A 25,873-nucleotide genomic window follows, 5' to 3' on the forward strand; every position below is an offset into this window, starting at 1 on the left:
CCCACCGACCTGGACCACAATGACTCAACACACCCGTTCCGCCAACTGGCAAGACCACGCCTCCGCTATTCTGAGTGGCTTTCTGGGCGACTGGCTTGAACACCGGGCCAGTCCCCTGGCGGTGGACCTGCAATTTTTTCATCGTGGCCTGCCGCTATGCCTCAACCAACCGGAAGCCGACCAGCCAGAACGGACGCTGGTGTTGATGATTCATGGGCTCACAGAGCTGGAATCCATCTGGGATTACCCCGATCAGCCCGGAGTAAATTACGGTACTCTGCTGGCCCAGTTGCTGGGGGCTACACCCCTGTGTTTACGATACAACTCGGGCCGGGCCATCTATCGTAACGGTGAGGCGTTATCCGAGGCCTTGGATACGCTGACCCGCCACTGGCCTGTGCCGGTGGAACGGCTGATTCTGGTTGGGCACAGTATGGGCGGATTGATCATTCGCAGTGCCTGTCACGCTGCTACGCAGGCCGGCCATAGCTGGACCGCACTGGTCGACAGCTGCGTTTATCTGGGCTCCCCTCATGAGGGCTCCTGGCTTGCCCAGGCTGCCCACTCGGCGGCTGGGGTAATGAACCGTCAGTCCCGGGATTATCTGAAAGCAGTCGGGGATGTGCTGGACCTTCGCAGCGAGGGCATCCGCAATCTGAGCCGGGGCGAGGTGCTGGCAGAGCAACGAGGCATGCCGCCATTGCTCCCCGGCGCCCGGCATTTTGCCATTTCCGGTCTGTTAGTCAATAATCCCGAACATCCTGTGAACACGCTGTTCGGAGATGCTTTGGTACTGGATGCCAGTGCCAGGGGCACTCATCAGCCGGGCTGGCAGCTTACGGCCACGGCGTGTATTCCGGGCATTAACCATATTCGCCTGACCCACCACGACAAGGTGTATCAGCAACTGAAGGAGTGGCTACGATGAACCGCACAAGTGAGCAATCGATCCAATGGTGGCTGGGCGTTGTCGACATTTCGGCGACAGCCGTGGCCGCGGGCTCGTTACGGCTGGAGCAGGTGCATCACGCCATTGCCGACGAGAGCTTTAACGTATTGGCCAGAATACCGGTCATCCGCCCGGTCAGTGAGTCGGTACGGGTGGTTCATCACGCTATCTCAGGCCTGAGTTACCGCACCGTGGCAGGCATCGCGGACACGGTGCATAAGCTCAGCGGCCTGCAGAGCAAAACGCTGGCACGGATCAGCGCAGAATCACCAAAGGCTTGAGGGCGGTTTTCAGCATATTGGTGGTGGTGCTGCCCACCAGGAACTGGCGTATGCGGGAGTGCCCGTAGGCGCCCATTACCAGCAGATCAATGTCGTGCTCTTCCTGATAGGCGTGCAGCGTCTGCTCCACGTCGCCGGCACGGATCGCCAGGTGAACTTCACAACCACTGGCCGTCAGCGTTTTCTCCGCCTGCTTGAGCTGGTCCCACTTATCGGCAGTGTCCGGGCCGATCATCACCAGATGCAGTGGAAAATTCCGGAACACCGGGCTGTTGGCCAGCAACTGCACACCTTTAAAGGCGGTGCTGCTGCCGTCAAAAGCCAGCATGGCACTGCGGGGCTCGGAATACTGGTCAGGCACCAACATAATCGCACGGCGTAGACTACGGATGACGGTTTCCAGCTGGCTGCCAATGTGCGCGTCCCGGTCAGAGCTGCTCTCGCCGTGAAGCCCCATCACCAGCAGCTGGATATCCGCTTCAATGGCCATCAGCGATTCCGCCAGGTCACCATGGCGCTGGCGTTGGCGTACATCGGTAACACCGCGCTCACGCACCCGGGTCTCGGCGTTCTGGAGTAGGTGATGGCCGTGCTCGAGAGCCAGTTTGCTGCGCTTCTCGTCCAGCTCGGCCAGCTCTTCCATCAAATGCTCGCGACTGCCCAGACCAATGTTACCGGTCAGGTCCTGCTCGCTCGGGAACCGGCTGTCATCCAGTACGTGGAAGAGCACCAACGGCGCTTCCATTCGCTGACTGGCCCAGGCCGCATAATCACAAACCGCAGGTGACGAAAGCGAACCGTCAATACATGCTACAACGTGTGACATTCTCACCTCTTCCGCTGCGTTGTTTTGTTTATTGTCTTCGCTGCCAGGTGGCTGTGGCTGACTTTGCTCAGAGTTATGCACTGTCATGATCAGTGGCCCCCCAACAGATCATCAACGGCACCGGGCTTATCGTGCACGGCAAAGCGGTCAACAATGGTGGCGCTGGCCTCGTTGAGGCCGATAACCTCAACCTCCGCGCCTTCCCGCCGGAACTTGATCACAACCTTGTCCAGGGCGCCAACGGCGGAAATATCCCAGAAATGAGCCCGGCTGAGATCGATAACCACTTTGTCCACGGCCTCCTTGAAGTCAAAGGACGCGGTGAATTTTTCACAGGAACTGAAAAACACCTGCCCGACCACGGTGTAGGTCCGGGTATCGGTGGCTTCGTCCAGCTCAGACCGCACCAGCATAAAGTGCCCGATTTTGTTGGCAAAGAACAGCGACGCCAGCAATACACCGGCAAATACCCCGTATGCCAGGTTGTGGGTTGCCACTACAACCACCACGGTTACCACCATCACGATGTTGGTAGAGAGCGGGTGCTTCTTGAGGTTGGTGATGGAACTCCAACTGAAGGTACCGATAGAAACCATGATCATGACCGCCACCAGCGCGGCCATGGGAATCTGTACCAGCCACTGATCAAGCACCAGTACCATCAACAGCAGAAAAACACCGGCGGTCATGGTCGACAACCGGGTACGGCCGCCGGATTTGATGTTGATGATGGACTGGCCGATCATCGCGCAACCTGCCATGCCGCCCAGCAGGCCTGAACCGATGTTGGCAATACCCTGGCCGCGGCATTCCTTGTTACGGTCGCTGGTGGTGTCGGTGAGGTCGTCCACAATCGTGGCGGTCATCATGGATTCAAGCAAACCCACAATGGTTAGCCCTGCAGCATAAGGCAGAATGATCATCAGGGTCTCGAGATTCAGCGGTACATCCGGCCACAGGAAAATGGGCAGGGTGTCCGGCAACTGACCCATATCACCGACTGTGCGGATGCCCATATCCGTGAACATGGCGACCAGCGTCAGCGCGACGATACAGATGAGCGGCGAGGGCAGCAGGCGGCCGATCACCGGTAACAGCGGGAACAGGTAAATGATGCCAAGGCCAGCAGCGGTCATGGCGTATACATGCCAGGTCACGCCGGTGAGCTCCGGTAACTGTGCCATGAATATCAGAATCGCCAGAGCATTGACGAAGCCGGTGACTACAGACCGGGACACAAACCGCATCAGGCTGCCCAGTTTGAGATAGCCCGCAATGATCTGCAGAAAACCGGTCAGCAGCGTTGCCGCCAGCAGGTATTCAAGCCCGTGTTCTCTGACCAGGGTGACCATCAGCAGTGCCATAGCGCCGGTCGCAGCGGAGATCATGCCCGGGCGTCCGCCGACAATAGAGATGACCACAGCAATACAGAATGAGGCATACAGGCCGACCTTCGGATCGACTCCGGCGATGATCGAAAACGCGATAGCCTCGGGAATAAGTGCCAGGGCAACAACGATACCGGCCAGGAGGTCTCCCCGGATATTGGATAGCCAGTTTTTCTTCAACGAATTAATCATTCAGGGGTCCAGTCTATGGTTACAGATGAAAACAAGGTGACAGCTCACCCGCCGTTGAGACCGCAAACTCCACGCCGGGCAATTCAAAATGTCAGATCAGATTGATGACGGCGGTAAGGCCCACAGCGCCCATAACCACCGTGTATGGAAACGCCATGACGACCATGCGTCCGTACGACAGCCGAACCAGCGGCGCAATCGCCGAGGTCAGCAGAAACAGGAACGCGGCTTGCCCGTTCGGGGTGGCAACGCTGGGCAGATTGGTCCCGGTGTTGATGGCTACCGCCAGGCGCTCGAAATGCTCAGGCGAGATTGCACCGGCGTCCAATGCCTGCTTGATCTCACTGATATAGACGGTGGCGACAAACACGTTGTCACTGATCATCGACAGCACGCCGTTGGCTAGGAAAAACATCCCGGGCTGACGGCTTTCCGGCTGGCGCAGGACATAATCGATGATCGGGGTAAACAGGTGTTGTTCATGGATTACGGCCACAATCGCAAAGAACACCACCAGCAAAGAGGTGAACGGCAGCGCTTCCTGGAAGGCTTTGCCGATCTGGTGCTCATCGGTCACCCCGGTGAAAGCGGTGATCAGGATGATGACCAGCAGGCCGATCAACCCGACCTCCGCAATATGAAACGCCAACCCGATAACCAATATCACCGCGGCAAATCCCTGCACCCACAACGCTGCCGTGTCAGATTTGGTGCGCCGGTCACGCTCATTGCGGGCGAACTCTTCCAGTACCTGGCGCACCGGCTTGGGCAGGCGGGTGCCGTAACCGAACCAACGCAGCTTCTCCAGCAACCAGCAGGTGGTCAGCCCCGCCACCAGCACCGGCAGACTGACCGGTGCCATGGTGGTGAAGAATTCCGCGAAATCCCAGCCCACGACCTTGGCAATCAGCAGGTTCTGGGGCTCGCCCACCATGGTTGCCACGCCACCCAGTGCCGTCCCGATGGCTCCGTGCATCAGCAAACTGCGCAGAAACGACTGAAAGGCCACCAGGTCTTCCCGGTGCAGCTCAATGACATCGTCATCACTGCCCGCGTTGTGATCTTTGTGGTGATAGCCCTTACCGGACGCGACCTTGTGATACACCGAATAAAACCCCACCGCGACGCTGATAATCACTGCGGTTACGGTCAAGGCATCGAGGAAGGCCGATAACACCGCAGCGGTCAGGCAGAACAGCAGCGACAGGGCAGATTTCGAGCGGACGCCTACCAATATCTGGGTGAAAGTCACCAGCAGCAACTCTTTCATGAAGTAGATGCCCGCCACCATGAACATCAATAGCATGATCACCGGAAAGTTGTTGAGTACCTCAAGATAGACCGCATCCGCTGTGGTCATGCCAATGAGCAGGGCCTCCACCGCCAGCAGCCCACCGGGCAACAGGGGATAGCATTTGAAGGCCATCGCCAGCGTGAAGATGAACTCCGCAATCAACAACCAGCCAGCAGCGCCTGGCCCTAGCGTGTAGAGCACAATAGGGTTAATGGCCAAAAACAGAACAATAATCTGTTTGTACCAGACAGGAGCATTACCAAGAAAGTTATGGGTGAATCCGGACATTACCGTGTTGGGCATTACGACATCTTCTGCGTGAACGGGTGTGGCTCGAAATGTGGCGAGGTGGCCGCTTCATCCCTGAGCTCTGACGGTGGAAAATGGCATCCGGCTGGTGGGCAATCCAAACTGATCGCTTACCGGTGCCTGAATAACCGAACGCTAGGGTGGTGTGATCTGAAAAACGCTTTCCCGGAAGGCCATAGTATAAAGCGTCTTCTGGGCGACCGTGATTTTAAGGGCGGGGAGCCTACCAGAATTCCCTATTAATAGTAAGCGTATCAATTCCTTTGATCGGGGCTATGGCTATATCCTGGCGGGTCCAGCCTGCCCATATTCATGCAATCACCTCAGTCTTGCCCTGGCGTCTAACACCAGCCGCGCAGCTGCATCGCCTCTTCAATCCGTTTGAGTGCATTGATCCACGCACCCAGCCGCACTGATTTTAACCGGTATTCAGCTGCAGTATTCACCGCTTCCCGATAGCCGCGTGCCAGCCGCTCCTGTCGCAGGCGATTAATCGTTTCGATATCCCAGTAATTATCCGAGAGCCCCTGACTGCGTTCCATTTGGCATACATGCACACTACCGGCATTAGCCAGCACATCCGGCACGATGGTCACCCCTCTTGCCAGCAGCATCGCATCGGCTGCCACCGTGACCGGAGCATTGGCAGCCTCCACCACCATCCGGGCGGTAATCCTGTCCGCATTCTCCGCGCCAATCACGCCCTGAACAGACGCGGGCACCAGCACGTCGCAGTCACACTCCAGCATCTCTTCACCGGTCAATGGCTTGCTGCCGGCAAAGTCCGCAACTTTTCCCGTGGCCCGTTTGTGCGCCAACAGGCCAGGAATATCGAGGCCATCGTTTGCATAGACGCCACCACGGCTATCACTCACCGCCACAACATCACAACCGGCTTCGTAAAACATGCTCGCCGCCACCGACCCGACCTGGCCAAAACCCTGGATAGCGACACGGGCAGTGTCAATTTCAAAGCCGGCCTGCTCCGAGGCCTCCCTGAACACGTCAAAAACCCCACTCCCGGTCGCTTCATAGCCGCCCAGCGACCCTCCAAGGATTGCCGGTTTGTCATTGACCGCGGCCGGCTCATGGTAACCCGTGACCGACTCATATTCGTCCAGCATCCAGCTCATGGTCTGCAGGTCCGTGCCGATATCCGCACCAGGCACATCGTATGCCTGGCCGCGGGGGCGCAGGTAGCGAATATAGGCACGACAAAGCGACTCGAACTCCCGGCGGCTCAGTTCACGCGGGTTGGCCGCGATGCCCCCCTTGCCGCCACCTGCGGGAATTCGGCCTGCCGCGTGTTTGATGGTCATGATCAGTGCCAGTGATGTAACCTCACCAAGGTCAAGATCGGCTGAAATGCGCGTCCCATCACGGCTCGGCCCGAGGGCATCGTTATAACGGACACGGTGGGCGTCGAACACACGAAAACTGCCATCATCCATTTTCAATGGAATACGAAAGGTCACCACGCGCCCGGGCGCAGCAAGAAATTCCATCACATTGGGGTCAATCTTACCGAGACGGCCGGCCTCACGAAGAATCTGTCCACTTTCATCCAGAAAGTCGTATTCCATGGCGCTTCCTCCACATGTTGTGTGCGACGTTACGCCCTGGTCGAACAGGTACGCCAGAGCTCTTTATGTGCGTCACAGCAACGGGTACTGGCACTGTCAGGCGGCCCCGGAGCAGACACTGCCCTCTCACTACAAACATAGCAGATAGTCCTTTCCCGAACGGTAAATCACGGTGCGTCTTCATCCCCCTGCAAAAGTCTGCCCGTGTTGCCTTACGACTGCTCCAGCCAGGATCTGGCCAACTCTCTGGGCCGGCCCCCAATGTCATTAGTGAGGCGGGATTGGCGGATCATAGCTGGTCCGGTAATCCAGGATCACGAGATGATGCGCCCATTCGTCGTTTCGTAGTGGCAGGCGTAGCGGCGAATTTCCAGCCCCTGCAGCCCTGATTCGGTCGGAGATGCTCGCAAAACCCCTCTCGCAATCACGAAAGAACGGTGTGAAGGAGAGCGAAGGGGTAATGAGCACTCCGACCCTCACGACAGCGCCGGAGGTTCGCTGGCAGCGGCTGATGCCGCTTTCATTGCCTCGAAAAAGCTCAACGCGTGTATTGGTCCGGGCAGCGGAAAACGGGTCGGCTGAGCGCTTGTTAGCGGGCCGTTGCACCATTACCATCGCCCATCGCCCATCAATCGAGGCGAGAAGGCAGCATACGCTGTCGCCAGTCATTGGCGATTGCGCTGAGACCAGCCCGCAGTTCTTCAGCAGTCGGCATAGTCTCGGACGCTCACACTAACAGTACGCATGTCCTTTCTCGTCATTAATAGGTACCCGATTACCCGAACCTTTATTTACATTTTTTTATTATTATCGCTCATAATAAACCCCTTCGAATTATAAAACGTCGTGAACTACGCTATCGCTGATCGCCGAAGTATGACGGGCTTGTTACTGCGACTCACTGCGTTAAGCTGTCCAGAAACTGGCCAGCAAGGTACCTCTCCACTATGGGACAAACACCGGAAACATCCAGCCGCAGACTGCCGACAATACCGCCCCTCGACCCTTACCGCGTTTCGCTGATCGAGCAGGAAGGGTTGAGTGTCAGACAACTGGACCCACTGGGCGTTGAGATATACGGTGCGGACGTCCGCACCAGGCTTCCCGAGCCTCTGATCGAGGCGCTAGAAGCGGAAATGGCGAATCGAGGATTCATTGTCTTTAAACATCAAACGGATCTCTCCGCGGATGAACTGGTCACTGCCAGCAAATGGTGGGGCGCTCGCGAAATCCACTCGACCCATGGCATCCACCCTGCGACGCCTGGCAGGAACAGGCACATCTTTCGCTGTTCCAATGACCAGCGTCACGGAATCCTGGGCGTGGGCCCCCAGTGGCATAATGATGGCAGTTTCGAAGCCGCAACGTTTTCCCATTCCGCCTATTATATGGCCCGGGCACCTGAGCAAGGGGGCGGCACCCATTTCGCTCATCAGGGCGCCGCCTTTGATGCATTGCCAAAGCAAAAGCAGGCCTTCTGGCAACGCCTTGTGTCGGTCAATTCTGCTTCCAGTGTGACTCATCCCGTCGTCCACACGCATCCTGTTTCCGGACGAAAAAGCGTATGGCTGCATTTGGGCATGACCGGTGCCGTGCTCGAGAGGCTGCCGGAGGATGGTCTCTCTATCGATGAACTGCAAAAGGCACCGGCCACCGCCGACCAGTTTCGCTTGCTGAACGAAGACGACATGAAGGCGCTGTTCAACGACTACAACGATCTCATGAACGATTCCTTCAGTCAGGGCTACGGGATACGTTATCACTATGACACCGGCGATCTGCTCTTCATTGATAACTGGGCACTCGCTCACAGGGCATCGCCGGAAGCTCATCTGCCGGCCGAACAGCAGGGATTGAGAATTATGGATCGTGTCACGATCAAGGCAAGACAGGATTTGGCGCCCCACTTTGGCTTGCCGCAATACATCAATATAGCCGGGCCTCATCCATTCAACAGCGATGGCGTTTGGCAGGCCGGTGGTGTGGGATTTCGATGGAAAGATGACATCCCCATGCAAAATTGATGAACGCAGAGCACAGCGGCGGGATCTTGCACCACTTGTTAAAGGTCATGATCACCGTCAAGGGATCGCGGCGGCACCAACACAAAGTTCCCAACATGCGTCTTCTTGAGAAATTCCTGTTGCGCAGTTGCAATGTCTTTCAGCTTGAACGCTTCTGCTACCAGAGGACGTATCTCACCCTTTTCAATGTAATTGATGAGGTTTGAAAAGATCGGCTCATCCCAGGCGGTGCAACCGATCAGCGTTAAATCCTTGAGGTAAAAGTCACGCATATCGATGGTCGTTATCGGCCCCGCAATGGCGCCAGAGGATGCATATCTCCCACCACGCGTCATCAGTTTCAACAACTGCCCGAACTGTTCACCGGCGACATTGTCGATCACAACATCCACCGGTGAGTCCTGAAGCGCCGCGCTCAAGTCCGAGTCTCGGGGGACCACCTGGTCAGCCCCAAGGCTTCGGACCAGATCAAGTTTACTGGCGCCAGCGATCGCAATCACATGCGCACCCCGGCGCTTGGCCAGTTGCACGACCGCTGATCCGACGCCCCCGGACGCTCCGGTAACCAGCACCCGGTCAGTCGCTTTCACGTCCGCCCGATGCAGCATGTTCTCTGCGGTCCCATAAGCACAGGGCATGGTGGCCAGCTCCACGTCGCTCCAATCACAACGGACTTCAAATACCTCGCTTGCCGGCACCTTGACGTACTGGGCGAACGCTCCGTCAAAATCCGATGCCATCCATAGATTATCCAGAGAATCAAACCCGTTGAGACGCATACAGGGCCTGACAAGAACGCGTGTCCCGATATCCGGCTGAATCGTATCTTTGCCCCGGGCAATGACCTCGCCACAACAATCCGTACCCTGAATAAGCGGAAAAGGAGTGGTTTCGTTCCAGCCACCGTCCTCAATCTCTGACTCGCTGTCGGAATCAGATAGCTGCTCGGTGCCACCCTCAACCGATGAGGAGTACCAGCCAAGACGCGTGTTGATTTCCGTGTTGTTGACCCCCGCAGCCAAAATCCTGAGCAACACCTCACCGGGCCCCGGAACGGGAACCGGGACATTGCAGTAGTCGAGTTTTTCATAACCACCGTTGCCCATTGTCACCACGGCTTTCATCGTCGCCTGGTCACCCTGAGTTTTGAAGCGGTCGGGATCGTTTGTGCTCAGGTAACTCAAATCAGACATATCTATTCCAGAATAGGTGAGGCGCTTGAGGAAACCATGGTTTTTGCGTCAGCAACAAGTAAGGTCCGCGCAAACGTCGTTGCCGCGCCTGGTCAGGCGGATGTTTTAACGGGGGATTTCAGGGGATCCGCGTATCGCATATTGCGGCGGTAGGTCTCCGGCCCAATGCCTGCCTGAGACCCATCGTCCTTCACGCCTCCTTGTCGAGGCCCAGTCTGTCGTTTTCACGCCGGAAAATGTCACGAATCTTGTCGCCATCCGACGGCTCTTCTTCAAGTGTCTCTGGATTCCATTGACTCCGGCGGGTATCAAAGAAGTCACCGCCATAGATGTGAATACCACCGGTAAAACGCTGCAACGGATTGGTAACCGAATGCACGACGTCTTCACGTAGCATTACGGTGTCTTTTACAAACAACGCATCTGCACCGAATGCCTTGATCCCCTCAGGCGTCCTCTTCCAAAAAATGTTGTCCTCGCGGCCGGTATAGATTCCGATGTTCGCCCACATCCGATGATCATGGGGCATAAGGTTCATCTGTGGAGTCCACGTGGCAGCCAATATCGTCAGCGTCGGGGACCTTAGGAGTACGTTGAGTCCTGCCTTGTCAGGATCGCCTAACGCGGCCAACACAGCCGCAGGAGCAGAGACCGCCCGGGCAAGTACGTCGTTGACGGCGGCTTGAGCATCGGTCTCTTCGTTGGCAGCGATGCAGTCCGCAATAAAACGATCAATTTCCATGCTCTTACTCCCCGTTGATGCAGGTGGTTTGGTATCCGCAAAGACGAATCGTGGCGGATTTACCGCAATGCCTCCCCCAAATGGGTGATCCACAGATCAGAATAAATTATGAACAATGATTCAGTATATTACCCTCAACAACAAGAAAGGCGAATCACAGTGTTCAAAACGACTATCACCTCCCTAATCCTTGCGACCAGTTTACTGGCCGTGGCTCTGCCATCCCATGGGGCAAAACCCGGCAGTGAAGAAACCGACACTCGCGATCCCATTTTGTTCGTACACGGCTACGCCTCTGGCCAGAGCGTCTGGGACACCATGCGCAGCCGATTCGAAGCGGATGGGTGGCCGGCCGACCACCTTGCGGCCTGGAGCTACAACTACAACCAATCCAATGCCGAGACGGCGGAAGAAGTCCGCGATCAGGTTCAGAGCCTTCTGGCCCGCACCGGAGCTGACCGGGTGGACATCATCACCCATTCCATGGGTGGCCTGTCCTCTCGCCACTATCTGAAGTTCCTTGGCGGCGATGCCCAGGTGGATGCCTGGGTTTCCCTGGCCGGCCCCAATCATGGCACCGGGTGGGCCTATGGCTGCCTTTCCTCGTCCTGTTTCGAGATGCGACCGGGCTCCAATTTCCTGGACACCCTCAACCAGGGTGACGAGACCCCCGGGTCTGCCCGTTACGGGACCTGGTGGTCATCCTGCGACGAGATCATCAACCCCGACGACAGCGTGCAGTTGAAGGGCGCGGAAAATAATCAAACCTGGTGCATCTCCCACAACTGGTTCCTGTTTGATGATCCAGTATACCGTGATGTCAGAAACTGGATTCTGTAAACCATGCAAAACCGGGACTGATTTATTTCTGATCGGATTTATTTCTGATCGATGGGTTTCTCCGTCGAGTTCAGCGACGCATTCACCGGCTCGCAAGTCTCCTGCCAAGGCGAGAATGCGTTACTCGACTCGAGAAAATCCTGCCCGGCCTTTATATTGGTCCCCGGCGTCGCGATGTAATCGTAGAGCTGGCGCAAAGGAACGTCGGGCTTGGCCTCTGCCAGCCCTGTTGCGCCCCGGACAGATGGAGGACCATCCCGCGGGCCTGGGGCCGGGCAATGTCAGCACGACCTCAGCATCCCCGACAACAAATTAGTCTTTTCCATTTCGGGGTTTTTCTACAGCCTCAGCACTTGGATAACCTGTGCCGCCAGGCGTCAGATTGACGCCTTTATTGTGTTAAAGCCCCTCCAGTATCTCTACAACTTCCCGGGTGTTTTCCATAATTCGAATTAGTTTACCCTCAACACTGATTGTAACGACTGCTTTATCACTGTCCGTTTTGATAACGTGTCCTAGCTTATAAACCTCGTCATCTAAGACTTCACCGACTGCAAGTTTTTTCTGCCACCCGGGAGGTAAGCTTTCACCTGACTGGACCTTTTTTTGTAGTCCAGATGGAAGCTGTTTCTCTGTATCCTGTTTAGCGTAGGCAGAGCCACCAAAACACAGACAAAAAGTCGCTATCGTTATTATTGCCTTGATAATAGTCAACATTGTTCTCCAATTTATACGGAAATATAACGTTTGGCTTTGCATCATACCGCAGCGCAGCGCAGATGCGTCGGGCAACCGGTATCAACGTCAGAAAGAAACCTCGAGGTGGCCTCCATCCGAACGTTGCCTGGTATTCCTCAAGAGTCCGGGAAGGGTGGAGCCTGCCATTGAATCGGGGCCGGCGGCACCCACGGTATCCATGGTGATCTTGAGTGTGCGGGCAACAGCGGGGAAAGCGTGAAAAGGAGTTCAAGATGAGCGGAGACGGCCTGTCTAGCTACCGGAAGAAGCGGAATTTCAAACGTACCTCGGAGCCGCCCGGAAGCTCGGATTCGTCACAGGGAGGGTTGCGTTTCGTTATTCAGAAACACGATGCATCGAGTCTGCATTACGATTTCCGGCTAGAGGTGAATGGCGTGCTGGTTTCCTGGGCCGTTCCCAAGGGGCCCTCGACTGATCCCGCCGACAAGCGTCTCGCCATCCAGACAGAAGATCATCCTCTGGATTATGCAGAGTGCGAGGGCTGTATCCCGTCAGAGGAGTATGGCGCAGGCACCGTGATGGTGTGGGATACCGGGACCTATCGCAATCTCCGCGCTGAAAAAATGCCGCAGCTCCAAGAGCATGAAGGCGTCCCTGGAGGATTGCCTGGTGGAGGTCTGGATTGAAGGCGAAAAGCTCAACGGTGGCTACGCATTAAAGCGGATCCGAGGTGGTGGCGTTCAACGATGAGCGCAGCAGCTTTTCCCGACTCCAGGGTCGTCTTCGACTCAAGGATCCAGACGAGGACCGACGGGTCGCATTAGTGTCCGATTATCAGACCGAGAGTTAAAAACAAAAAAGCCGGACACCCCATCATACTGAGGAAACTCATGCCTGTTGGCCGCGTTTATTCGCGCGGTCCAAGCGGAACCATGATATGCGCGTACGGGGTGTTCTTCCACATGACGTAGGGGCCACCCACATTGGGATCATTGGATATCCCCTGCAGCGCCTCCTCGGGATTTGGCGCGATAATCATCATGTGCGGCCCTTCTGTCACCCACGGCTCGCCCGGATCCTGGGTTGTATCAAAGGGGTCCTCATTATTCGTAGGAGCATCTCCGGCCAGCATATAGGAGATCCCCACTTTGGTCGTCTCGAACGCGGCCTTGTTGCCAACCGCCTCCAAAACCGCCATCCAGGTGGCGTCACCACACATGGGCACATCGAGTTCCGGTGAAATGGAGGGCATGCATGTCCACCCATTTGATCCCTCTTGAAGGATCGTACCGTCCATGTCCATGATCGTTGCGTTTTCGCTGACCTGTGCCGGCGCCGCCGCCATCGCCAACTCTATTTTTGCTTCTTTGGTATCCGCGCCGACGGCTGTTCCAACTGTTACCGCGACAAGGGACACCACGCAGGAAAAACCGATACCCAAACGCCTTATCTTAACCATTGGTCAATCTCCTTTTGCCAATTAGCGACCCACAATATAAATCTGCGCCTGTGCCATTTCCTTGTCAAGCGTTCACTGGCCATTCGATTCACCTTGCGCCGCCCGCCTTGTTCAAACGGGCTCCCGATCTGCCCCCAGGCTTGATTCCTCAGAGAAGGTTAACGTGTGACCGTCAGCGCTGTCGGTTTAGAGCGTGCTGGCATGTTGTTCATACCCAAACATCTGCGCAGTTCAGGCCAGCGCCCTTCTTTTCCCCATAAGGGCGAGTGCGAACACGGCAAACCATACCTGATAGGCGTACCAAAATATCCGTTCTTTGACACCCAGCCACGGCGTGTCTAGACCCGCCTCAACCTTTGGTGCGTCGATGCCGCTCCATACGCCAAATGCCAGGACGAGGAAGATAGTGGCAAACGTATAAACGCGAAATGAGACTCTAAAGGCCATCGCTGCAGACAGCATTGCCGACAAGACCAACGCCATGGCGATTGCCCCCTCAACCAGGTGTAGCGCTCCGCTCACCCCTTGGACGGTTCCCCTCGGCCTCATAGGCACAAACTGGCCCACCGTAAGTGCCAGAAGCCCAAATCCGAGCAAGAATGCACCTGCAACCTTAAGACTCCGCCTTTCGATGCCGGCTCTCCATACGCCGACGCCGAATGCCAAAAAGATCAGGTATACCAAGATCAACATCGATGAAAAGAGATGCCGTGTCGGAGCACCTATTGCGCCAAGCTCACTGATTGTGTGATCTCGAAAGCTGTATTCAGCCCAAGACATCCCCGCAATAGCATCGGCCGCGGCATACATCACGGGCGACAAGACACCGCAAAGCAATAAAAATGTCTCCACTTTCGATGAATTGGCCGCTGATTTCGCCTCCATACCTTTGCACCTCCGATATCACCAGCAGTTCTCTCATGCACGCTCTAACGATCGGGTTCCTTACACACCGCATTTCGCGTGCGCCGATCAAGCCCTGGCCCTGATGCTCGAGCGGGGCATTCTCTAAGCGCCTCCGGGGCCCCAGGGAGCGCTATGGTGAAGCCTCGTTACCGGTGGCCGAGTTCGTCTCCCGGCTGTATGTAATTCACTATGACACGCTCGAAAAGGGTGAGCCTGACGCTATCCCCGCCGAGGAGGTCAACCGGGCCATGGAACTGGCCCAGGGCAGTTGGGCCGCGGGGCGCTAGCCAACCTGGACGGACCGTCGGAAGACGCTTGGGCTTATGCCCATAAAGCGCTTGAAGGCGCGACTGAATGACATCTCCGACTCGTAGCCAACACTTAAGGCGATCGACAGAATTTTATCCGGCCGGTCCCTCAGCAATCGCGCCGCCACCTGCAATCGCCATTGGCTCAGATATTTCATCGGCGGCACCCCAATCACCCTACTGAATCGTTCCGCCAGAATGGACCGGGAACAATTCAGTTCGCCGGCCAATTTTTCAAGGGTCCAGGTCTCCGCGATGCGGCCGTGGAGCAACGAAAGGCATTTTGCGATAAGCGGGTCGGCAAGCCCCCGCATCCAGGGGTTGTTCGTCAGGCCCTGGTGTTGCAGATACTGTCTGATGACTTCAATGAACAGCAATTCCCCCAGCCGCCGCATCACGGAACGGCTGCCGGCCCAGGGATGGCCGCATTCCCGGAGCACAATATCAATCAGATCGTTGACAGGGCCCTCCAGCGCCGAGCGGGAAAGCAGGATGTAACGGGGCAACCCTTCAAGCAGCGGGTTCCATGGAGAACGATCACACCCCAGAAAACCGCACACCAGTCGGTTCTGTCCAGGGCCACCACCGCCATTTTCAATGATCAGGGGCAGTTCACCGGCCGCCATCAACGCAAAAAATTGCCGGGCGGGCTCGATATCCTTGTCAGACGGCCCCCGAGGTTGATTCGAAATGGCGTAAGCATCGCCGTGCGGGAAAAGAATAATGTCGCCACCTTCCAGCCTGACAGGCGGTTCGCCTTCCACGGTCGCCCAGCAGGGGCCCTCTATCACCACGTGATAGGAGATCACCTGATCAGACGCCGGCAAAATCAGATCCCGAAAATGACGTTCATTCGGCACGCCGGTGGCGTAAGGCCAACTGGGCCGCCAGGCAAAAAACACCGCTCCGTGCAGACGGATGTTCTCAAGCACATCGGAGATAAGTGCATCCACGACCCCTGCCGTCCCGGACGTTTGGGCAAGTGAATCGGACGACAGGTTATGGCTCCTTTTCATGGTAGCCCCTAGCATAGGATATAAGGGAATCGGATCACCATTGAGACCCGGCGAACAATAGGAGGCTGCCATGTCCTCGCTCAGCAAAGTGGAAACCAAACCCCCAAGCCCTGCTTTAATCTATCACCAACAATTTGTACCCGCATTATTTGGTCAGTGGGGCCCGCGACTTGCGGTGCAAGCCAACCTGCGCAGTGGCACAACCATACTCGATGTGGGCTGCGGTACCGGCGTGTTGGCCTCGGCTGCCGCCGATATGGTCGGTGATGAAGGCGTCACCGGTGTGGATATCAACCCGGACATGCTGGATGTGGCCCGGCAACTGCGACCAAACATCAAATGGCTCCAGGCACCGGCCGAAAACCTTCCGTTCGCTGACGCCAGTTTTGACACGGTTCTGAGCCAGTTTGCCCTGATGTTTTTTGACTCCCGTGTAAAAGGGCTGGCGGAAATGTGGCGCGTGCTCAGACCGGGCGGAACCCTCCTGGTTGCCGTCTGCGATGGCATCCACCGTTCGCCGGGTTACGCGGTGCTTGCTGAAGTGCTGAACAGCCTGTTTGGCCCTGATGTCGCAGAGTCTTTCAGGGCGCCGTTCAGTGCCGGTGACGCGGACCACCTGCGCGAACTTGTGCAGGCAGCGGGTATCCCTGACGTGAGCATCAAACAACAGCTGGGCACCGTGAAATTCGACACCATCGGCAACATGATCTCAACCGAACGCGCCTGTGTGTTCACCCTAGGCGGGATACTGGATGATGCGCAGTTTACGCAACTGATGCGCGAAGCTGACGTGGCGTTCCGGGACTTTCTGACCGATAACGGGACCGTTGAATTCACCATGCCAGCCTTAACCATTCAGGCGCAGAAAAAAGCTGAGTGAGGGTGCGTGTTACCGTTTTTTCGATAACAAAAATGGATATAACCCTGAATTATTTGCTTCCAAACTGACTAAGGCCCGGCGGCAATCACTGCTATTGTTTTTTGGGGTATCAACGTTGGAAGTGATACCTGATGCTGATTTAAAAATCATAAAAACGGTAATGCTATTGCCCTGACTTTGAAAAAATAAAGCTGAATCAGGGATAGCATGTTTAAACACAGGGATTGCATCATGGCCATAACTTACGCCTGGCGCTCACTGACGGTGATCGCCTTATCTGCAACACTATCGACCTATGCCCTGGCAGACGAACTCCTCGTCTCCGACGGCGACAAAGCCGACAACAAGCACCTGCTGCACGATACACCCCTGCCGGATGGGCATGTCCCGGCCAATGTTAACTATGGGTTCAATGTCGTCGGCCGGGATACTCTCGGCGGCATTTCAACCGGGCTCTACACAGATGTCTGGGCTCACGACGGCTACGCCTACATCGGCACCTTCCAGGAACCCGACTGCACCCGCGCAGGCGTCTATATTTCCGACATCCGGGACCCGGCTAACCCGGTCACCGTCAGCATGATCAAATCGCCCCCGCAGACCCGGATCAATGACGTCAAGGTGACCCGCATCGGTGACCGGGATGTGCTGATCCACTCACTGGAACCCTGCGGCCCATTGGTCGGTGGCGGACAGGCACTTGGCGGTGGCAATGGCGGCCACCAGCAGGGGCAATTGGGCATCTCGCTCTGGGATGTCAGTGACCCGGCCAAGCCCCACCCGTTGAAACAGAACTTTCTCGACTTCCCGGTCCACAATACCTTCCCGTGGACCACATCGGCGGGAAAAACCTACCTGCTGATTGTTGATGATGTCGCCCTCGACGACCTGAAAATCGCCGACATCACCAAACCCCAGGCACCCAAGCTGATCACCACCACCGGCATTGAAACCTGGCGCGACACCAATCCGGAGGTCACCGCCGACGGACAGGAGTTTATGGGCAGCTTTGCCGCTCCCTTACTCCACGACATCTGGGTCAACGACCTGAACCCGGGGCCCGGTGAAAACTGGCAGGCGGTGTTGTCCTACTGGGACGCGGGTTTTATCACTCTCGACGTCAATGACCCCTATAATCCGATCTTTCTTGGCGATTCCACCTACCCGGACCCAGACCCGGTGCATGGCATTTCCCCGCCGGAAGGCAACGCCCACGCGGCCGTCTTTGCCGGCCCCAACTTTGACAAGATCTTTGGTGGCGACGAGGACTTCGACTCGCTCTTCACCGCCGTGACTGCGGGAGGCGAAGCCTACCAGGCGAATCAGGGCAGTGACGTGCCACAAATTGGCCCCGGCGCCGACATTGAGGAGTTGATGGAGCAGACCGCGTTTGTGGGCCAGGCCTGCGGCGGCACCTTGGCGCCGGCTGCCGATGTGGGCGCTGGCATTGCGCTGATCGAACGGGGCGGCTGTACCTTTACCCTGAAAGCCCAGACCGTCGAAGCCGCAGGCTACAGCGCCGGTGTGGTTTTCAACTCGGCAGCAACGGGTAACTGCGAAGCGACGGTATCGATGCTCGTTGAGGCGGGTATACCCATGCTGTTTGTCCCCCGCTCGACGGGCTTTGCGGTACTGGGTATCGATGGCTACGACCCCAGCCTGTGCCCAGATGGCGAAGGGGCCAACCCGGCCCTGCCTGCACCGGCCTCGCTGGGGCTGGTGGCCACGCTGGGCGCGGTCTTTGATGGCTGGGGTTATCTCCACACCCTGAACAACACCTCAAGTGACATCACGGTACCCCTCGGTATGGACGGCGAAACCGCGACCGTGGGTTACCTGGGTGAGATGGGCTATTACGCCCCGGCCGAAATCACCGATCCGGCACTGGCCACAGGCGCTGGCGACCTGACCATGCACAACCTGGAGATTGATCCGGCGAACCCGGACCGAACCTTTATCAGCTGGTATTCATTGGGCATGCGCGCGGTCGAATGGCGCCCGGGCCACTTGCATGACAACAGCAAGGGCGAAGGCGTAGTGTCCTGGAACATGCACGAAGTGGGACGCTTCATTGCCGGCGATGAATACGGCGACGCGGCCGGCTCGAATTTCTGGGGCGTCCATGTCACGGAAGTGGAGGGTGAACAGTACATTCTGGGCACTGACCGCAACACTGGGTTGTGGATCTTCCAGTGGAACTGTGAAGACGCCACCGATGTGCTCTACTGCAACGGACCGGCCACACCTTAAACCTCAGTTGTTACCCGGGCGGTGCAACGCCGCCCGGGTGCTGCCAGTCAAGAATCGACTCGTCTTCCCGGGCGTCATAATCACCCGCAAACGTTTGCTTCTGTGGCTCAGCGTTCTTTGAATCTATCCCGGTTTTCACTCAAGTCTGAAATACTGTGCCGGAGTCAAACGGAACAGGATCCACACACTTGCCAACTCCCCGCTGGGTGCAACGCCTGCGCCCCAAAGAACTACCCTTCCGACGCCGGCTGACCCGCGCTGCCGTCGCCTTGATCTATCGAAAGAGTGACGACGGTGGCATTGAACTCCTGTTTATCCAGCGCGCACGGCGAGACGGCGACCCCTGGTCCGGGGATATGGCCTTCCCTGGCGGGCGAATCCACCACAGCGATGCGACACCCAGGGCCGCCGCCGAGCGGGAAACCCGGGAGGAAACCGGCATCGACCTCAGCCGCCATGGCGTCTTCCAGGCCCGGTTGTCGGACCTCCTCACTCGCCACCACAGCCGCTGGCGACCGATGGTGGTCACGCCCTACGTTTACGAGTGGACAGGCACAGAGCCGGAAACACTGAATCACGAAGTGGAGCAAACGGTCTGGATTCCCCGCGACTACCTGGCTGCCGATGAAAACCAGAGCACACTGCCCTTTCGCACACCGCTGGGCACCCTCAACCTGCCCTGTTGCCGGTATCAGGGCTACTGTATCTGGGGGTTGAGCTACAGCATTTTGCAGGAGTTGCTGGCTCTGGATTCAGATCTGCAGCGCCGAACCAGCACCGGTTTGTGATAACGTTCAGGGAAAGGAGGGTATGACTCGATGACTACCAACCTGCCCTTTTCTCAAGCTTGTGAGAACAACAAAGCCCCGATCCTCGAGAAACTGCGTGAGCTCTTTAAGGCACCGGGCAAGGTATTGGAGGTGGGGACAATCCTGCCCATGATGGAACTGGACGCAGGGACTGCCCACTGGCCTGTTGGCCTGTTGACTCGTTCAGCCCATTTTTTCACGTTCGCTGCTTTCCAGACTTCGCACAACCATACCAGCACATATCGCAAACCGAATCGCCTCTGAAGAGGGTATTCAGGCGAGTGTAATGTCCATGCTGACCGTCGTTGCCGATAACATCCGCGGCCGGACATTCCTAAAAAAAGGCACACTGTGCCAAAGGGTTGTTCATGTCCAGACGCAGAAAATATAGCCCAGAATTCAAACGCGAAGCCATCGCTTTAGCCCGGCAGCCCGGTGTGAGTTGTCGCCAGATCGCCCTGGAGGTTGGAATTAATCCCAACCTATTGTCTCGTTGGCGCAGAGAAGCGGATGAGGAGACAGACAAGGCCTTCAAAGATTCTGGTTCCCCCAGAGACGAGGAGGTTGCCCGTCTCAAGCGAGAGTTGGCCCGCGTGAAAAAGGAGCGTGATTTTTTGCGCGAAGCGGCAGTGTTCTTCGCAAAGGAGTCGTCCTGAGGTATCAGGCGAATCAGCGTTTGCTGTCACGCATCAGAGAGATTCATGGCGATAGCGGTGGCACAGTAAAAAAGCGGGACAGACCTATTTCTTGGCTGTTTCCGTGAACGAAAAATAGATCTGAAGATCATGTAGCCAGCCTCCCATAGTCTGTCTTCGGGAGTAGGCTGGTAGTTGGCAAAACAAACCTGCCATGCAGTGTGTATTTCTTCCTGGAAGATAATGTCAGTAAATCCCTGGAATCAACCGATAGTGCACACGTCGCGCATAGTCGCGATAGCCCGGCGACAATAACCAGCGGGAAACTCACGCTCAGGGCCATCAACGGCGCAAGTACTTTGTCCCAGGCTTTTGCGCTTTGGGCCTTCTCCATATTTTGGCGTTCGGCCATCAACCCCGGATGCCGCCTTTCCGCCCAAATGTGGCCATCGAGGCCGACCACAAATATCAGTAGAGAATAGCCCCACCCCTGCCACCAACCAAATTCCCCTCCGCATACCAGGAGGACAAGTGGTATTGAAAGATACAACACCACCAGCCTGACCCACTGATGAGGGGACGCTGCCTGAGCTACCTTTGAATCATCTGCATCCGACGACATAGCATGACCCCAAAATCACGTAATTTTTGTTAAAGGCGCAGGCTTTAATCACATAGGCAGAGTGACTGACACCCGGAGGCCTTGCCCATTCGGACCCGCCCCTAGACGGATGTCACCGCCCATACCCCGAATCAGGGTGCGGGCGATGGCCAGGCCCAGGCCTGCGCCGCCGGTTTCCCGACTGCGTGAGTGTTCCAGCCGGTAGAATGGTTCGAAAACCCGTTCTAGCTCGGCTTCAGGAATACCCGGCCCCTGGTCGACGATGGTGACAACCGCCTCCGAGTCCGTCGTTTCCAGTGTAACCTCCGCCTGCTCGCCATAATTTACCGCGTTCTCAATCAGATTACGCAGGGCACGTTTGACGGCTTCGGGCTGCCCCTGGACCACACATCTCGGACTGTCTTCGCAGTGGACCGCCAGGCCCATTTCCTGAAGATCGCTGCAAAGACTGTCCAGAAGGGTGGCCAGATCATAACGGCGGTGCTGTTCGGTGGTGCTGCCCCGGATGAAATCGAGGGTGGCTTCGGCAAGATGCTGCATCTCTCTGAGGGAATCAAGAAGTCGGTCCCTGTCCTCGCCTTCCGGCAGCATTTCCACCCGCAGCCGCATGGAGGTGATGGGGGTTCTGAGGTCATGGGCCAGGGCCGCTAGCAGTCTTGCCCGGTCCTCCTGGGCCCGGCCAACCTGATCCTGCATCTGGTTAAAGGCCCGGGTTACCTCACGGACGTCCTCCGGTCCCTTTTCAGGAATCCGGACTTTTTCACCCCGCCCGAATGCATGCGCCGCCCTGCTCAACTCATTCATTGGCCGAAGGATTCGACGGACCGCCAGCAACAAGGTCAGCGTGAGCAGCACAGCGGTAATGCCAACGCTGGTGAGCGTGGCCTTCAGCCACAACCAGGAGGGCGCTGGTGGCCGGGCACGGGCGTTGAACCATTGGCCGGAAGACAAGGCCAGGGAAACCCCCAGTACCGGTTGGCATTCGTGACGTTCATCGCGATGGTCGTCATCGTCACGGTGTTCCTCATACTCGTGATGCTCATCATCGTGTCGTTCACGGTCCCTATGGTCATCGCGATCGGGCAGGCAGTCGTCTTCGTCAGCCTCCATGGCCGTTCGCACCTGGTCCACTGGCAGACCCAGTTCGTCGGCCAGCCGGCGCGTCATGCCGGAGGCCCGATCCTCGGGCAGATATGGCGCAGGATCGATGGACAGCCGCAGAGTTGGGCTTGAGAGTGCCCGCAGGATACGCTCCTGCCGATCCGGGTCTGTGGTATCGGCCAGGGTGTAGCCATCGGCCACCCGCTGGAGGACGTGCTCCAGGCTGGCACTGCGCAGGGCACCCTGGCGCTCGCCAGCAAGGATAACGATGGTGATAATCTGGGCCACCAGCAGCACCAGAATCAGCAACAGCGCCAGCTGCCCGCCGGCGCGCCGGGGCCACAGTCTCATTGTTCAGCCCCTTCGACCGCAGCAATCCACTGGTAGCCCCCACCCCAGATGGTCTTGATCAGCCGGGGGCTACGGGCATCCGGATCGATCTTGCGACGCAGGCGGCTGACATGGTTATCAATGCTCCGGTCGAAGGCATCGGCCTCTCTGCCGAGGGTCAGGTCCATCAGCTGATCCCGGGATAACACGCGACCGGCGTGCTCCAGGAAGGCGAGCAAAAGTTTGTATTCAGCGGTACTCAGTGAAACTTCGACACCTTCCGGATCAACCAGTTGATGGCGGTCGACGTCCAGCTTCCAGCCTTCGAACGTCAGGCACTGCCCCGCCATAGGGCTGCGCTGGGGTGGCAGCGCCGTGGTCCGGCGCAGAACCGCCTTGATGCGAGCCAGCAGTTCCCGGGGGTTAAACGGCTTGGTGAGGTAATCGTCGGCCCCCATTTCCAGACCGACAATGCGATCGGTTTCCTCGCTCATGGCGGTCAGCAGAATCACCGGCAACTCGGTGTGCTCACGAAGGTAACGGCAAAGTGTGAGGCCATCATCGCCAGGCATCATGATGTCCAGTACAACCAGGTCGACGGAATGCTGTTTCAGTTGGCGCTTCATGGCATCGCCCCCATCCGCCAGCAGCACGCGCAGGCCATGCTCCTGAAGATAGCGACCGACCAGATCGCGAATGTCTCGATGGTCATCAACCACCAGGATTGCGGGAGAGTCGCTCACTCGTTACTCCGTTGAATTACCGTCTGCCCTGATTATAGGGGAGTCGACTTCCCGCTTGGGCGCGATCTTGTCAAAAACCGTCGCAATTCTAGGCCTTGCGACAAGTTGCGACAAAGTCGGCGTATCACAGAGACAATTCTGCGACGTTTCCTTGGTGCAATAACTCCCGACCAACGATGACATTCCGTCATGGGTTTTACCAACCAGGGAGTTCGACCATGAAGAAAACCACCACCATTGCTGCCCTCTCCGTCGCCGCGCTGCTCAGCGCCACGCCACTGCTGGTGTCTGCCGATGACGACTACAGGAGAGGCGACTGTGATGATCGTTACGAGAATCGCCACCACGGTAAATCCATGGGGTCAGATCTCAAGCAGTACAGCGCCGACGAAATGCGCATCATGGCCCATGGTCAGGCGCTTAAACGCTTCGGCCCGGGCGTGGATGTGTCCGTTGAGGAAACGTCCGATGGCACCTACCGGGTACAGCTTCGGGATGCCGAGCAGAATCTGATCCGGGAGCAGGAGTTCAACCAGTACGGTGCCTCGGTTCGCGGCGGACGCCGGGACTGATTGCCACCAGCCAGCGCGGGGCACTTCAGGGCCCCCGCCACCCTTTGATCAAGGAGAATCCCGATGACATTGATGGACGCTGACAACCGTTATGGTGCCGTTTCCCGGGCCGTGCACTGGATAATGGCGGTTCTGCTGCTAGTAATGCTCGCCAGTGAAGTCTGGTTTGAGGCTTTGGAACACACCCTCTCCGAAGCCTCTCTTATGGCCTGGCACCAGAGTCTGGGCCTGACTATCTTCGGGCTGGTGATCTTTCGTGGCCTGTGGCGATGGCTGAACCGCTCGCGTCTGTCACCACCCGCGCACTGGGCCACCATGGCGAAACTGGGGCACCTCGCGCTTTATGCCCTGATGATCCTGATGCCGCTTTCAGGCCTCGCCACGTCTCTTGGCGAAGGCGATCCCGTCACCTTTTTCGGCTGGACAGTCTTTGGCTACGGCCCGGAAGTGGAGTGGCTGGAAGACAGCGGAGAAGATGTACATGAGGTACTGGCGAACGTGCTTTGGCTCATGATCGGCATACACGTGGCGGCTGCCCTGGCGCACCAGTACATGCTGGGAGACCGAATCATGAAACGCATGGCCTGATAGACCATATTCGCTGGATAAAAGCCCGCCCTCGCGCCTAGGCCACCGGCAGCGATTCGTCGCTGCCCCAGTCCGCCCAGGAACCGTCGTACAACGACAACTGGTCATACCCCGCCACCTTGGCCGCCAGCAGAATGATGCAGGCGGTGACTCCGGAACCACAGGAAAAGACCAGTTGGTGTCCGTTGCCGGGATGAAGGTTCGGAGCAAGGTTTTTAAACGTTTCCGCCAGTTCACTGGCCGGTTTAAAACGGTAACCTTCCAGCACCTCGGTAAACGGAAGGTTGAGGGAGTTGGGGATATGGCCACCACGCACACCCGGGCGGGGCTCCGGCGCCTGTGCCAGGAACCGCGCCCGGGATCGCGCATCGATAACGGCTACTTGCTCGTCTTCCAGATGCTGTAAAACGTAGGCGGAATCCCGAACCCGGCTGGGACCAAGGTTGCCCACCACGCTGCCGGAGGAAACCGCTTCTCTAACCGGCGCCGACACGGTATCGCGGCCTTCCGCTAACCACTGTGGCAGGCCACCATCCAGCACGAAAACCTGCTGAAGACCCATCGACCGCAGAATCCACCAGGCCCGGGGAGCCGAATAGATTCCCTGGTTGTCGTAGAGCACCACCAGGCTGTTGGGCATAATGCCCAGTCTGCGAACTTCCTGCGTGAACTGTTCCTCCGTAGGGAAGGCATGGAGCTGGGAAGATCCCGTATCGCAAAGGGTTCCCTCAAGATCAATCTGGTAGCTACCCGGTATCCACACCGGGTGATCGTATACGATCGGCTCCTTACCAATAACGGTGGCCATACTCGCGTCGATCAGAGCCAACCGCTCGTTATCGAGGTTTTCCTGCAGCCAGTCAGTGGTTACGAGCGGGGACGCCATGGTGTGCTCCTGTCAAAAATGAAAATTGGAGTCTGGTTTTGAAGCGCGCCGGAACGCCAGATCTGCCCGATTATCCTCAGGAGGTCGCGGCAATCACCGTAATTTCCACCAGCAACTCCGGAGACGCCATCTGAGCCTGCACGCAGGCCCTGGCCGGCGCCGTACCTTCAGGCACCCAGTTATCCCAGACCTCGTTCAGGGCCTGAAAATCCGCCATGTCAGCCAGGTAGATCGTTGCCGACAGGATTTTGTCTCGGCCGGAACCGGCAACTTCCAGCAACTCGTCCACCTTTTCCAGCATCCCGGTTACCTGGGTACGAATGTCGCCGTTCCTGTCCTTGGCAACCTGGCCGCACAGGTAAGCGGTGCCATTGTGCTTTACGATCTTGCTCATTCGGCTGTTCGTGGAAATACGCTCAATGGTCATGGTGACGGCCTGATTGGGGAA

At 57.3% G+C, this 25,873-nt stretch carries 26 protein-coding genes and 2 pseudogenes; 14 read left to right on the plus strand and 14 right to left on the minus strand.

Annotated elements, in window-relative coordinates; translation table 11 throughout:
* Window positions 1–19 precede the first annotated feature (19 nt).
* Window positions 20–928 carry an esterase/lipase family protein gene (locus F6Y09_RS04825; RefSeq protein WP_152205748.1) on the plus strand — a complete coding sequence of 303 codons (909 nt, stop codon included), beginning with the start codon at window positions 20–22 and terminating at the stop codon, window positions 926–928.
* Window positions 925–1,230, plus strand: coding sequence for a hypothetical protein (locus F6Y09_RS04830; RefSeq protein WP_152205749.1), 306 nt, complete (start codon window positions 925–927; stop codon window positions 1,228–1,230). The genes F6Y09_RS04825 and F6Y09_RS04830 overlap by 4 nt, the downstream gene beginning before the upstream one ends.
* Here F6Y09_RS04830 and F6Y09_RS04835 read toward each other — a convergent pair.
* From F6Y09_RS04835 to F6Y09_RS04850, 4 genes are all read right to left on the minus strand, one after another.
* Window positions 1,205–2,056 carry a universal stress protein gene (locus F6Y09_RS04835; protein ID WP_152205750.1) on the minus strand — a complete coding sequence of 284 codons (852 nt, stop codon included), beginning with the start codon at window positions 2,054–2,056 and terminating at the stop codon, window positions 1,205–1,207. The genes F6Y09_RS04830 and F6Y09_RS04835 overlap by 26 nt on opposite strands.
* Before the next feature lie 89 nt (window positions 2,057–2,145).
* The gene (locus F6Y09_RS04840; protein WP_152205751.1) at window positions 2,146–3,636 is read right to left on the minus strand and encodes a SulP family inorganic anion transporter; all 1,491 of its coding nucleotides are present in this window, start codon (window positions 3,634–3,636) and stop codon (window positions 2,146–2,148) included.
* 91 nt (window positions 3,637–3,727) lie between these two features.
* On the minus strand, window positions 3,728–5,233 hold the full coding sequence (nhaB, locus tag F6Y09_RS04845; protein WP_152205752.1) for a sodium/proton antiporter NhaB: 1,506 nt from the start codon (window positions 5,231–5,233) through the stop codon (window positions 3,728–3,730).
* 347 nt (window positions 5,234–5,580) lie between these two features.
* Window positions 5,581–6,822 carry a Glu/Leu/Phe/Val family dehydrogenase gene (locus tag F6Y09_RS04850; protein WP_152205753.1) on the minus strand — a complete coding sequence of 414 codons (1,242 nt, stop codon included), beginning with the start codon at window positions 6,820–6,822 and terminating at the stop codon, window positions 5,581–5,583.
* 460 nt (window positions 6,823–7,282) lie between these two features.
* Between F6Y09_RS04850 and F6Y09_RS04855 the strand changes: the two genes are divergently transcribed.
* Complete coding sequence (locus F6Y09_RS04855; RefSeq protein ID WP_152205754.1) at window positions 7,283–7,558, plus strand: hypothetical protein; 276 nt, start codon at window positions 7,283–7,285, stop codon at window positions 7,556–7,558.
* A 211-nt stretch (window positions 7,559–7,769) separates the two neighbouring features.
* On the plus strand, window positions 7,770–8,846 hold the full coding sequence (locus tag F6Y09_RS04860; RefSeq protein WP_152205755.1) for a TauD/TfdA dioxygenase family protein: 1,077 nt from the start codon (window positions 7,770–7,772) through the stop codon (window positions 8,844–8,846).
* A 38-nt stretch (window positions 8,847–8,884) separates the two neighbouring features.
* On the opposite strand, the gene F6Y09_RS04865 is transcribed toward F6Y09_RS04860, so the two are convergent.
* Together F6Y09_RS04865 and F6Y09_RS04870 are read right to left on the minus strand one after the other, a co-directional pair.
* Entirely contained in the window at window positions 8,885–10,039 is a 1,155-nt protein-coding gene (locus F6Y09_RS04865; RefSeq protein ID WP_246180305.1) for an alcohol dehydrogenase family protein, read from the minus strand.
* 190 nt (window positions 10,040–10,229) lie between these two features.
* Window positions 10,230–10,781, minus strand: a complete 552-nt coding sequence (locus tag F6Y09_RS04870) for a hypothetical protein (RefSeq protein ID WP_152205756.1) — start codon at window positions 10,779–10,781, stop codon at window positions 10,230–10,232.
* A 159-nt stretch (window positions 10,782–10,940) separates the two neighbouring features.
* Here F6Y09_RS04870 and F6Y09_RS04875 point away from each other — a divergent pair, with 159 nt between their 5' ends.
* Window positions 10,941–11,621 (plus strand): esterase/lipase family protein, encoded by a 681-nt coding sequence (locus F6Y09_RS04875; RefSeq protein WP_218944093.1) that lies wholly within the window; start codon window positions 10,941–10,943, stop codon window positions 11,619–11,621.
* 399 nt (window positions 11,622–12,020) lie between these two features.
* Here F6Y09_RS04875 and F6Y09_RS04880 read toward each other — a convergent pair whose 3' ends face one another.
* Complete coding sequence (locus tag F6Y09_RS04880) at window positions 12,021–12,338, minus strand: hypothetical protein (protein WP_152205758.1); 318 nt, start codon at window positions 12,336–12,338, stop codon at window positions 12,021–12,023.
* A 254-nt stretch (window positions 12,339–12,592) separates the two neighbouring features.
* Between F6Y09_RS04880 and F6Y09_RS04885 the strand changes: the two are divergent.
* A pseudogene (locus F6Y09_RS04885) lies at window positions 12,593–12,931 on the plus strand (DNA polymerase ligase N-terminal domain-containing protein); the annotation flags it as partial.
* Window positions 12,932–13,227: 296 nt separating this feature from the next.
* Here the strand turns inward: F6Y09_RS04885 and F6Y09_RS04890 are convergent.
* The gene (locus F6Y09_RS04890) at window positions 13,228–13,779 is read right to left on the minus strand and encodes a hypothetical protein (protein WP_152205760.1); all 552 of its coding nucleotides are present in this window, start codon (window positions 13,777–13,779) and stop codon (window positions 13,228–13,230) included.
* A 231-nt stretch (window positions 13,780–14,010) separates the two neighbouring features.
* A complete protein-coding gene (locus F6Y09_RS04895) occupies window positions 14,011–14,664 on the minus strand; it encodes a DUF998 domain-containing protein (RefSeq protein ID WP_152205761.1) in 654 nt (217 codons plus the stop codon).
* A 173-nt stretch (window positions 14,665–14,837) separates the two neighbouring features.
* Here F6Y09_RS04895 and F6Y09_RS20685 point away from each other — a divergent pair, with 173 nt between their 5' ends.
* A complete protein-coding gene (locus F6Y09_RS20685; protein ID WP_281347695.1) occupies window positions 14,838–14,972 on the plus strand; it encodes a hypothetical protein in 135 nt (44 codons plus the stop codon).
* On the opposite strand, the gene F6Y09_RS04900 is transcribed toward F6Y09_RS20685, so the two are convergent.
* Window positions 14,969–16,009 carry an AraC family transcriptional regulator gene (locus tag F6Y09_RS04900; RefSeq protein ID WP_179959339.1) on the minus strand — a complete coding sequence of 347 codons (1,041 nt, stop codon included), beginning with the start codon at window positions 16,007–16,009 and terminating at the stop codon, window positions 14,969–14,971. The two genes, F6Y09_RS20685 and F6Y09_RS04900, sit on opposite strands and share 4 nt — an antisense overlap.
* A 70-nt stretch (window positions 16,010–16,079) precedes the next feature.
* On the opposite strand from F6Y09_RS04900, the gene F6Y09_RS04905 reads away from it, so the two are divergent.
* The 5 genes and pseudogenes from F6Y09_RS04905 to F6Y09_RS04925 form a co-directional block, all read left to right on the plus strand.
* Window positions 16,080–16,889, plus strand: a complete 810-nt coding sequence (locus F6Y09_RS04905) for a class I SAM-dependent methyltransferase (protein ID WP_152205763.1) — start codon at window positions 16,080–16,082, stop codon at window positions 16,887–16,889.
* 231 nt (window positions 16,890–17,120) lie between these two features.
* Window positions 17,121–19,139: a PA domain-containing protein gene (locus tag F6Y09_RS04910; RefSeq protein ID WP_246180307.1), complete on the plus strand. Its 2,019-nt coding sequence runs from the start codon at window positions 17,121–17,123 to the stop codon at window positions 19,137–19,139.
* Window positions 19,140–19,327: 188 nt separating this feature from the next.
* Window positions 19,328–19,927, plus strand: coding sequence for an NUDIX hydrolase (locus F6Y09_RS04915; protein WP_152205765.1), 600 nt, complete (start codon window positions 19,328–19,330; stop codon window positions 19,925–19,927).
* Between the two features lie 30 nt (window positions 19,928–19,957).
* Window positions 19,958–20,212, plus strand: a complete 255-nt coding sequence (locus F6Y09_RS20465; RefSeq protein ID WP_246180309.1) for a DUF938 domain-containing protein — start codon at window positions 19,958–19,960, stop codon at window positions 20,210–20,212.
* Window positions 20,213–20,316: 104 nt separating this feature from the next.
* Window positions 20,317–20,672: pseudogene (locus F6Y09_RS04925) on the plus strand (transposase); the annotation flags it as partial.
* Window positions 20,673–21,253: 581 nt separating this feature from the next.
* On the opposite strand, the gene F6Y09_RS04930 reads toward F6Y09_RS04925, so the two are convergent.
* Window positions 21,254–22,657, minus strand: coding sequence for a sensor histidine kinase (locus tag F6Y09_RS04930; protein ID WP_152205766.1), 1,404 nt, complete (start codon window positions 22,655–22,657; stop codon window positions 21,254–21,256).
* Window positions 22,654–23,379 (minus strand): response regulator, encoded by a 726-nt coding sequence (locus F6Y09_RS04935; protein ID WP_152205767.1) that lies wholly within the window; start codon window positions 23,377–23,379, stop codon window positions 22,654–22,656. The genes F6Y09_RS04930 and F6Y09_RS04935 overlap by 4 nt, the downstream gene beginning before the upstream one ends.
* 218 nt (window positions 23,380–23,597) lie before the next feature.
* Between F6Y09_RS04935 and F6Y09_RS04940 the strand changes: the two genes are divergently transcribed.
* Entirely contained in the window at window positions 23,598–23,951 is a 354-nt protein-coding gene (locus F6Y09_RS04940) for a hypothetical protein (RefSeq protein ID WP_152205768.1), read from the plus strand.
* 63 nt (window positions 23,952–24,014) lie between these two features.
* Window positions 24,015–24,539, plus strand: a complete 525-nt coding sequence (locus tag F6Y09_RS04945) for a cytochrome b (protein ID WP_152205769.1) — start codon at window positions 24,015–24,017, stop codon at window positions 24,537–24,539.
* 37 nt (window positions 24,540–24,576) lie between these two features.
* Here the strand turns inward: F6Y09_RS04945 and F6Y09_RS04950 are convergent, their stop codons facing one another.
* Window positions 24,577–25,425 carry a sulfurtransferase gene (locus F6Y09_RS04950; RefSeq protein WP_152205770.1) on the minus strand — a complete coding sequence of 283 codons (849 nt, stop codon included), beginning with the start codon at window positions 25,423–25,425 and terminating at the stop codon, window positions 24,577–24,579.
* A gap of 76 nt (window positions 25,426–25,501) precedes the next feature.
* Window positions 25,502–25,852 carry a RidA family protein gene (locus F6Y09_RS04955; protein WP_152205771.1) on the minus strand — a complete coding sequence of 117 codons (351 nt, stop codon included), beginning with the start codon at window positions 25,850–25,852 and terminating at the stop codon, window positions 25,502–25,504.
* Window positions 25,853–25,873: the final 21 nt, after the last annotated feature.

This window comes from Marinobacter changyiensis, assembly GCF_009193265.1.
Classification (GTDB): Bacteria; Pseudomonadota; Gammaproteobacteria; order Pseudomonadales; family Oleiphilaceae; genus Marinobacter; species Marinobacter changyiensis.

Excerpts from the sequence above, each read along its gene's own strand:
- F6Y09_RS04890 (WP_152205760.1), bottom strand. The coding sequence starts at position 13,779 with ATGGTTAAGATAAGGCGTTTGGGTATCGGTTTTTCCTGCGTGGTGTCC.
- F6Y09_RS04905 (WP_152205763.1), top strand. The coding sequence starts at position 16,080 with ATGTCCTCGCTCAGCAAAGTGGAAACCAAACCCCCAAGCCCTGCTTTA.
- F6Y09_RS04940 (WP_152205768.1), top strand. The coding sequence starts at position 23,598 with ATGAAGAAAACCACCACCATTGCTGCCCTCTCCGTCGCCGCGCTGCTC.
- F6Y09_RS04910 (WP_246180307.1), top strand. The coding sequence starts at position 17,121 with ATGGCCATAACTTACGCCTGGCGCTCACTGACGGTGATCGCCTTATCT.
- F6Y09_RS04930 (WP_152205766.1), bottom strand. The coding sequence starts at position 22,657 with ATGAGACTGTGGCCCCGGCGCGCCGGCGGGCAGCTGGCGCTGTTGCTG.
- nhaB (WP_152205752.1), bottom strand. The coding sequence starts at position 5,233 with ATGCCCAACACGGTAATGTCCGGATTCACCCATAACTTTCTTGGTAAT.
- F6Y09_RS04950 (WP_152205770.1), bottom strand. The coding sequence starts at position 25,425 with ATGGCGTCCCCGCTCGTAACCACTGACTGGCTGCAGGAAAACCTCGAT.
- F6Y09_RS04955 (WP_152205771.1), bottom strand. The coding sequence starts at position 25,852 with ATGACCATTGAGCGTATTTCCACGAACAGCCGAATGAGCAAGATCGTA.
- F6Y09_RS04900 (WP_179959339.1), bottom strand. The coding sequence starts at position 16,009 with ATGAAAAGGAGCCATAACCTGTCGTCCGATTCACTTGCCCAAACGTCC.
- F6Y09_RS04895 (WP_152205761.1), bottom strand. The coding sequence starts at position 14,664 with ATGGAGGCGAAATCAGCGGCCAATTCATCGAAAGTGGAGACATTTTTA.
- F6Y09_RS04835 (WP_152205750.1), bottom strand. The coding sequence starts at position 2,056 with ATGTCACACGTTGTAGCATGTATTGACGGTTCGCTTTCGTCACCTGCG.
- F6Y09_RS04850 (WP_152205753.1), bottom strand. The coding sequence starts at position 6,822 with ATGGAATACGACTTTCTGGATGAAAGTGGACAGATTCTTCGTGAGGCC.
- F6Y09_RS04825 (WP_152205748.1), top strand. The coding sequence starts at position 20 with ATGACTCAACACACCCGTTCCGCCAACTGGCAAGACCACGCCTCCGCT.
- F6Y09_RS04865 (WP_246180305.1), bottom strand. The coding sequence starts at position 10,039 with ATGTCTGATTTGAGTTACCTGAGCACAAACGATCCCGACCGCTTCAAA.
- F6Y09_RS04880 (WP_152205758.1), bottom strand. The coding sequence starts at position 12,338 with ATGTTGACTATTATCAAGGCAATAATAACGATAGCGACTTTTTGTCTG.
- F6Y09_RS04945 (WP_152205769.1), top strand. The coding sequence starts at position 24,015 with ATGACATTGATGGACGCTGACAACCGTTATGGTGCCGTTTCCCGGGCC.
- F6Y09_RS04840 (WP_152205751.1), bottom strand. The coding sequence starts at position 3,636 with ATGATTAATTCGTTGAAGAAAAACTGGCTATCCAATATCCGGGGAGAC.
- F6Y09_RS04860 (WP_152205755.1), top strand. The coding sequence starts at position 7,770 with ATGGGACAAACACCGGAAACATCCAGCCGCAGACTGCCGACAATACCG.
- F6Y09_RS04830 (WP_152205749.1), top strand. The coding sequence starts at position 925 with ATGAACCGCACAAGTGAGCAATCGATCCAATGGTGGCTGGGCGTTGTC.
- F6Y09_RS04870 (WP_152205756.1), bottom strand. The coding sequence starts at position 10,781 with ATGGAAATTGATCGTTTTATTGCGGACTGCATCGCTGCCAACGAAGAG.
- F6Y09_RS04855 (WP_152205754.1), top strand. The coding sequence starts at position 7,283 with ATGAGCACTCCGACCCTCACGACAGCGCCGGAGGTTCGCTGGCAGCGG.
- F6Y09_RS20465 (WP_246180309.1), top strand. The coding sequence starts at position 19,958 with ATGACTACCAACCTGCCCTTTTCTCAAGCTTGTGAGAACAACAAAGCC.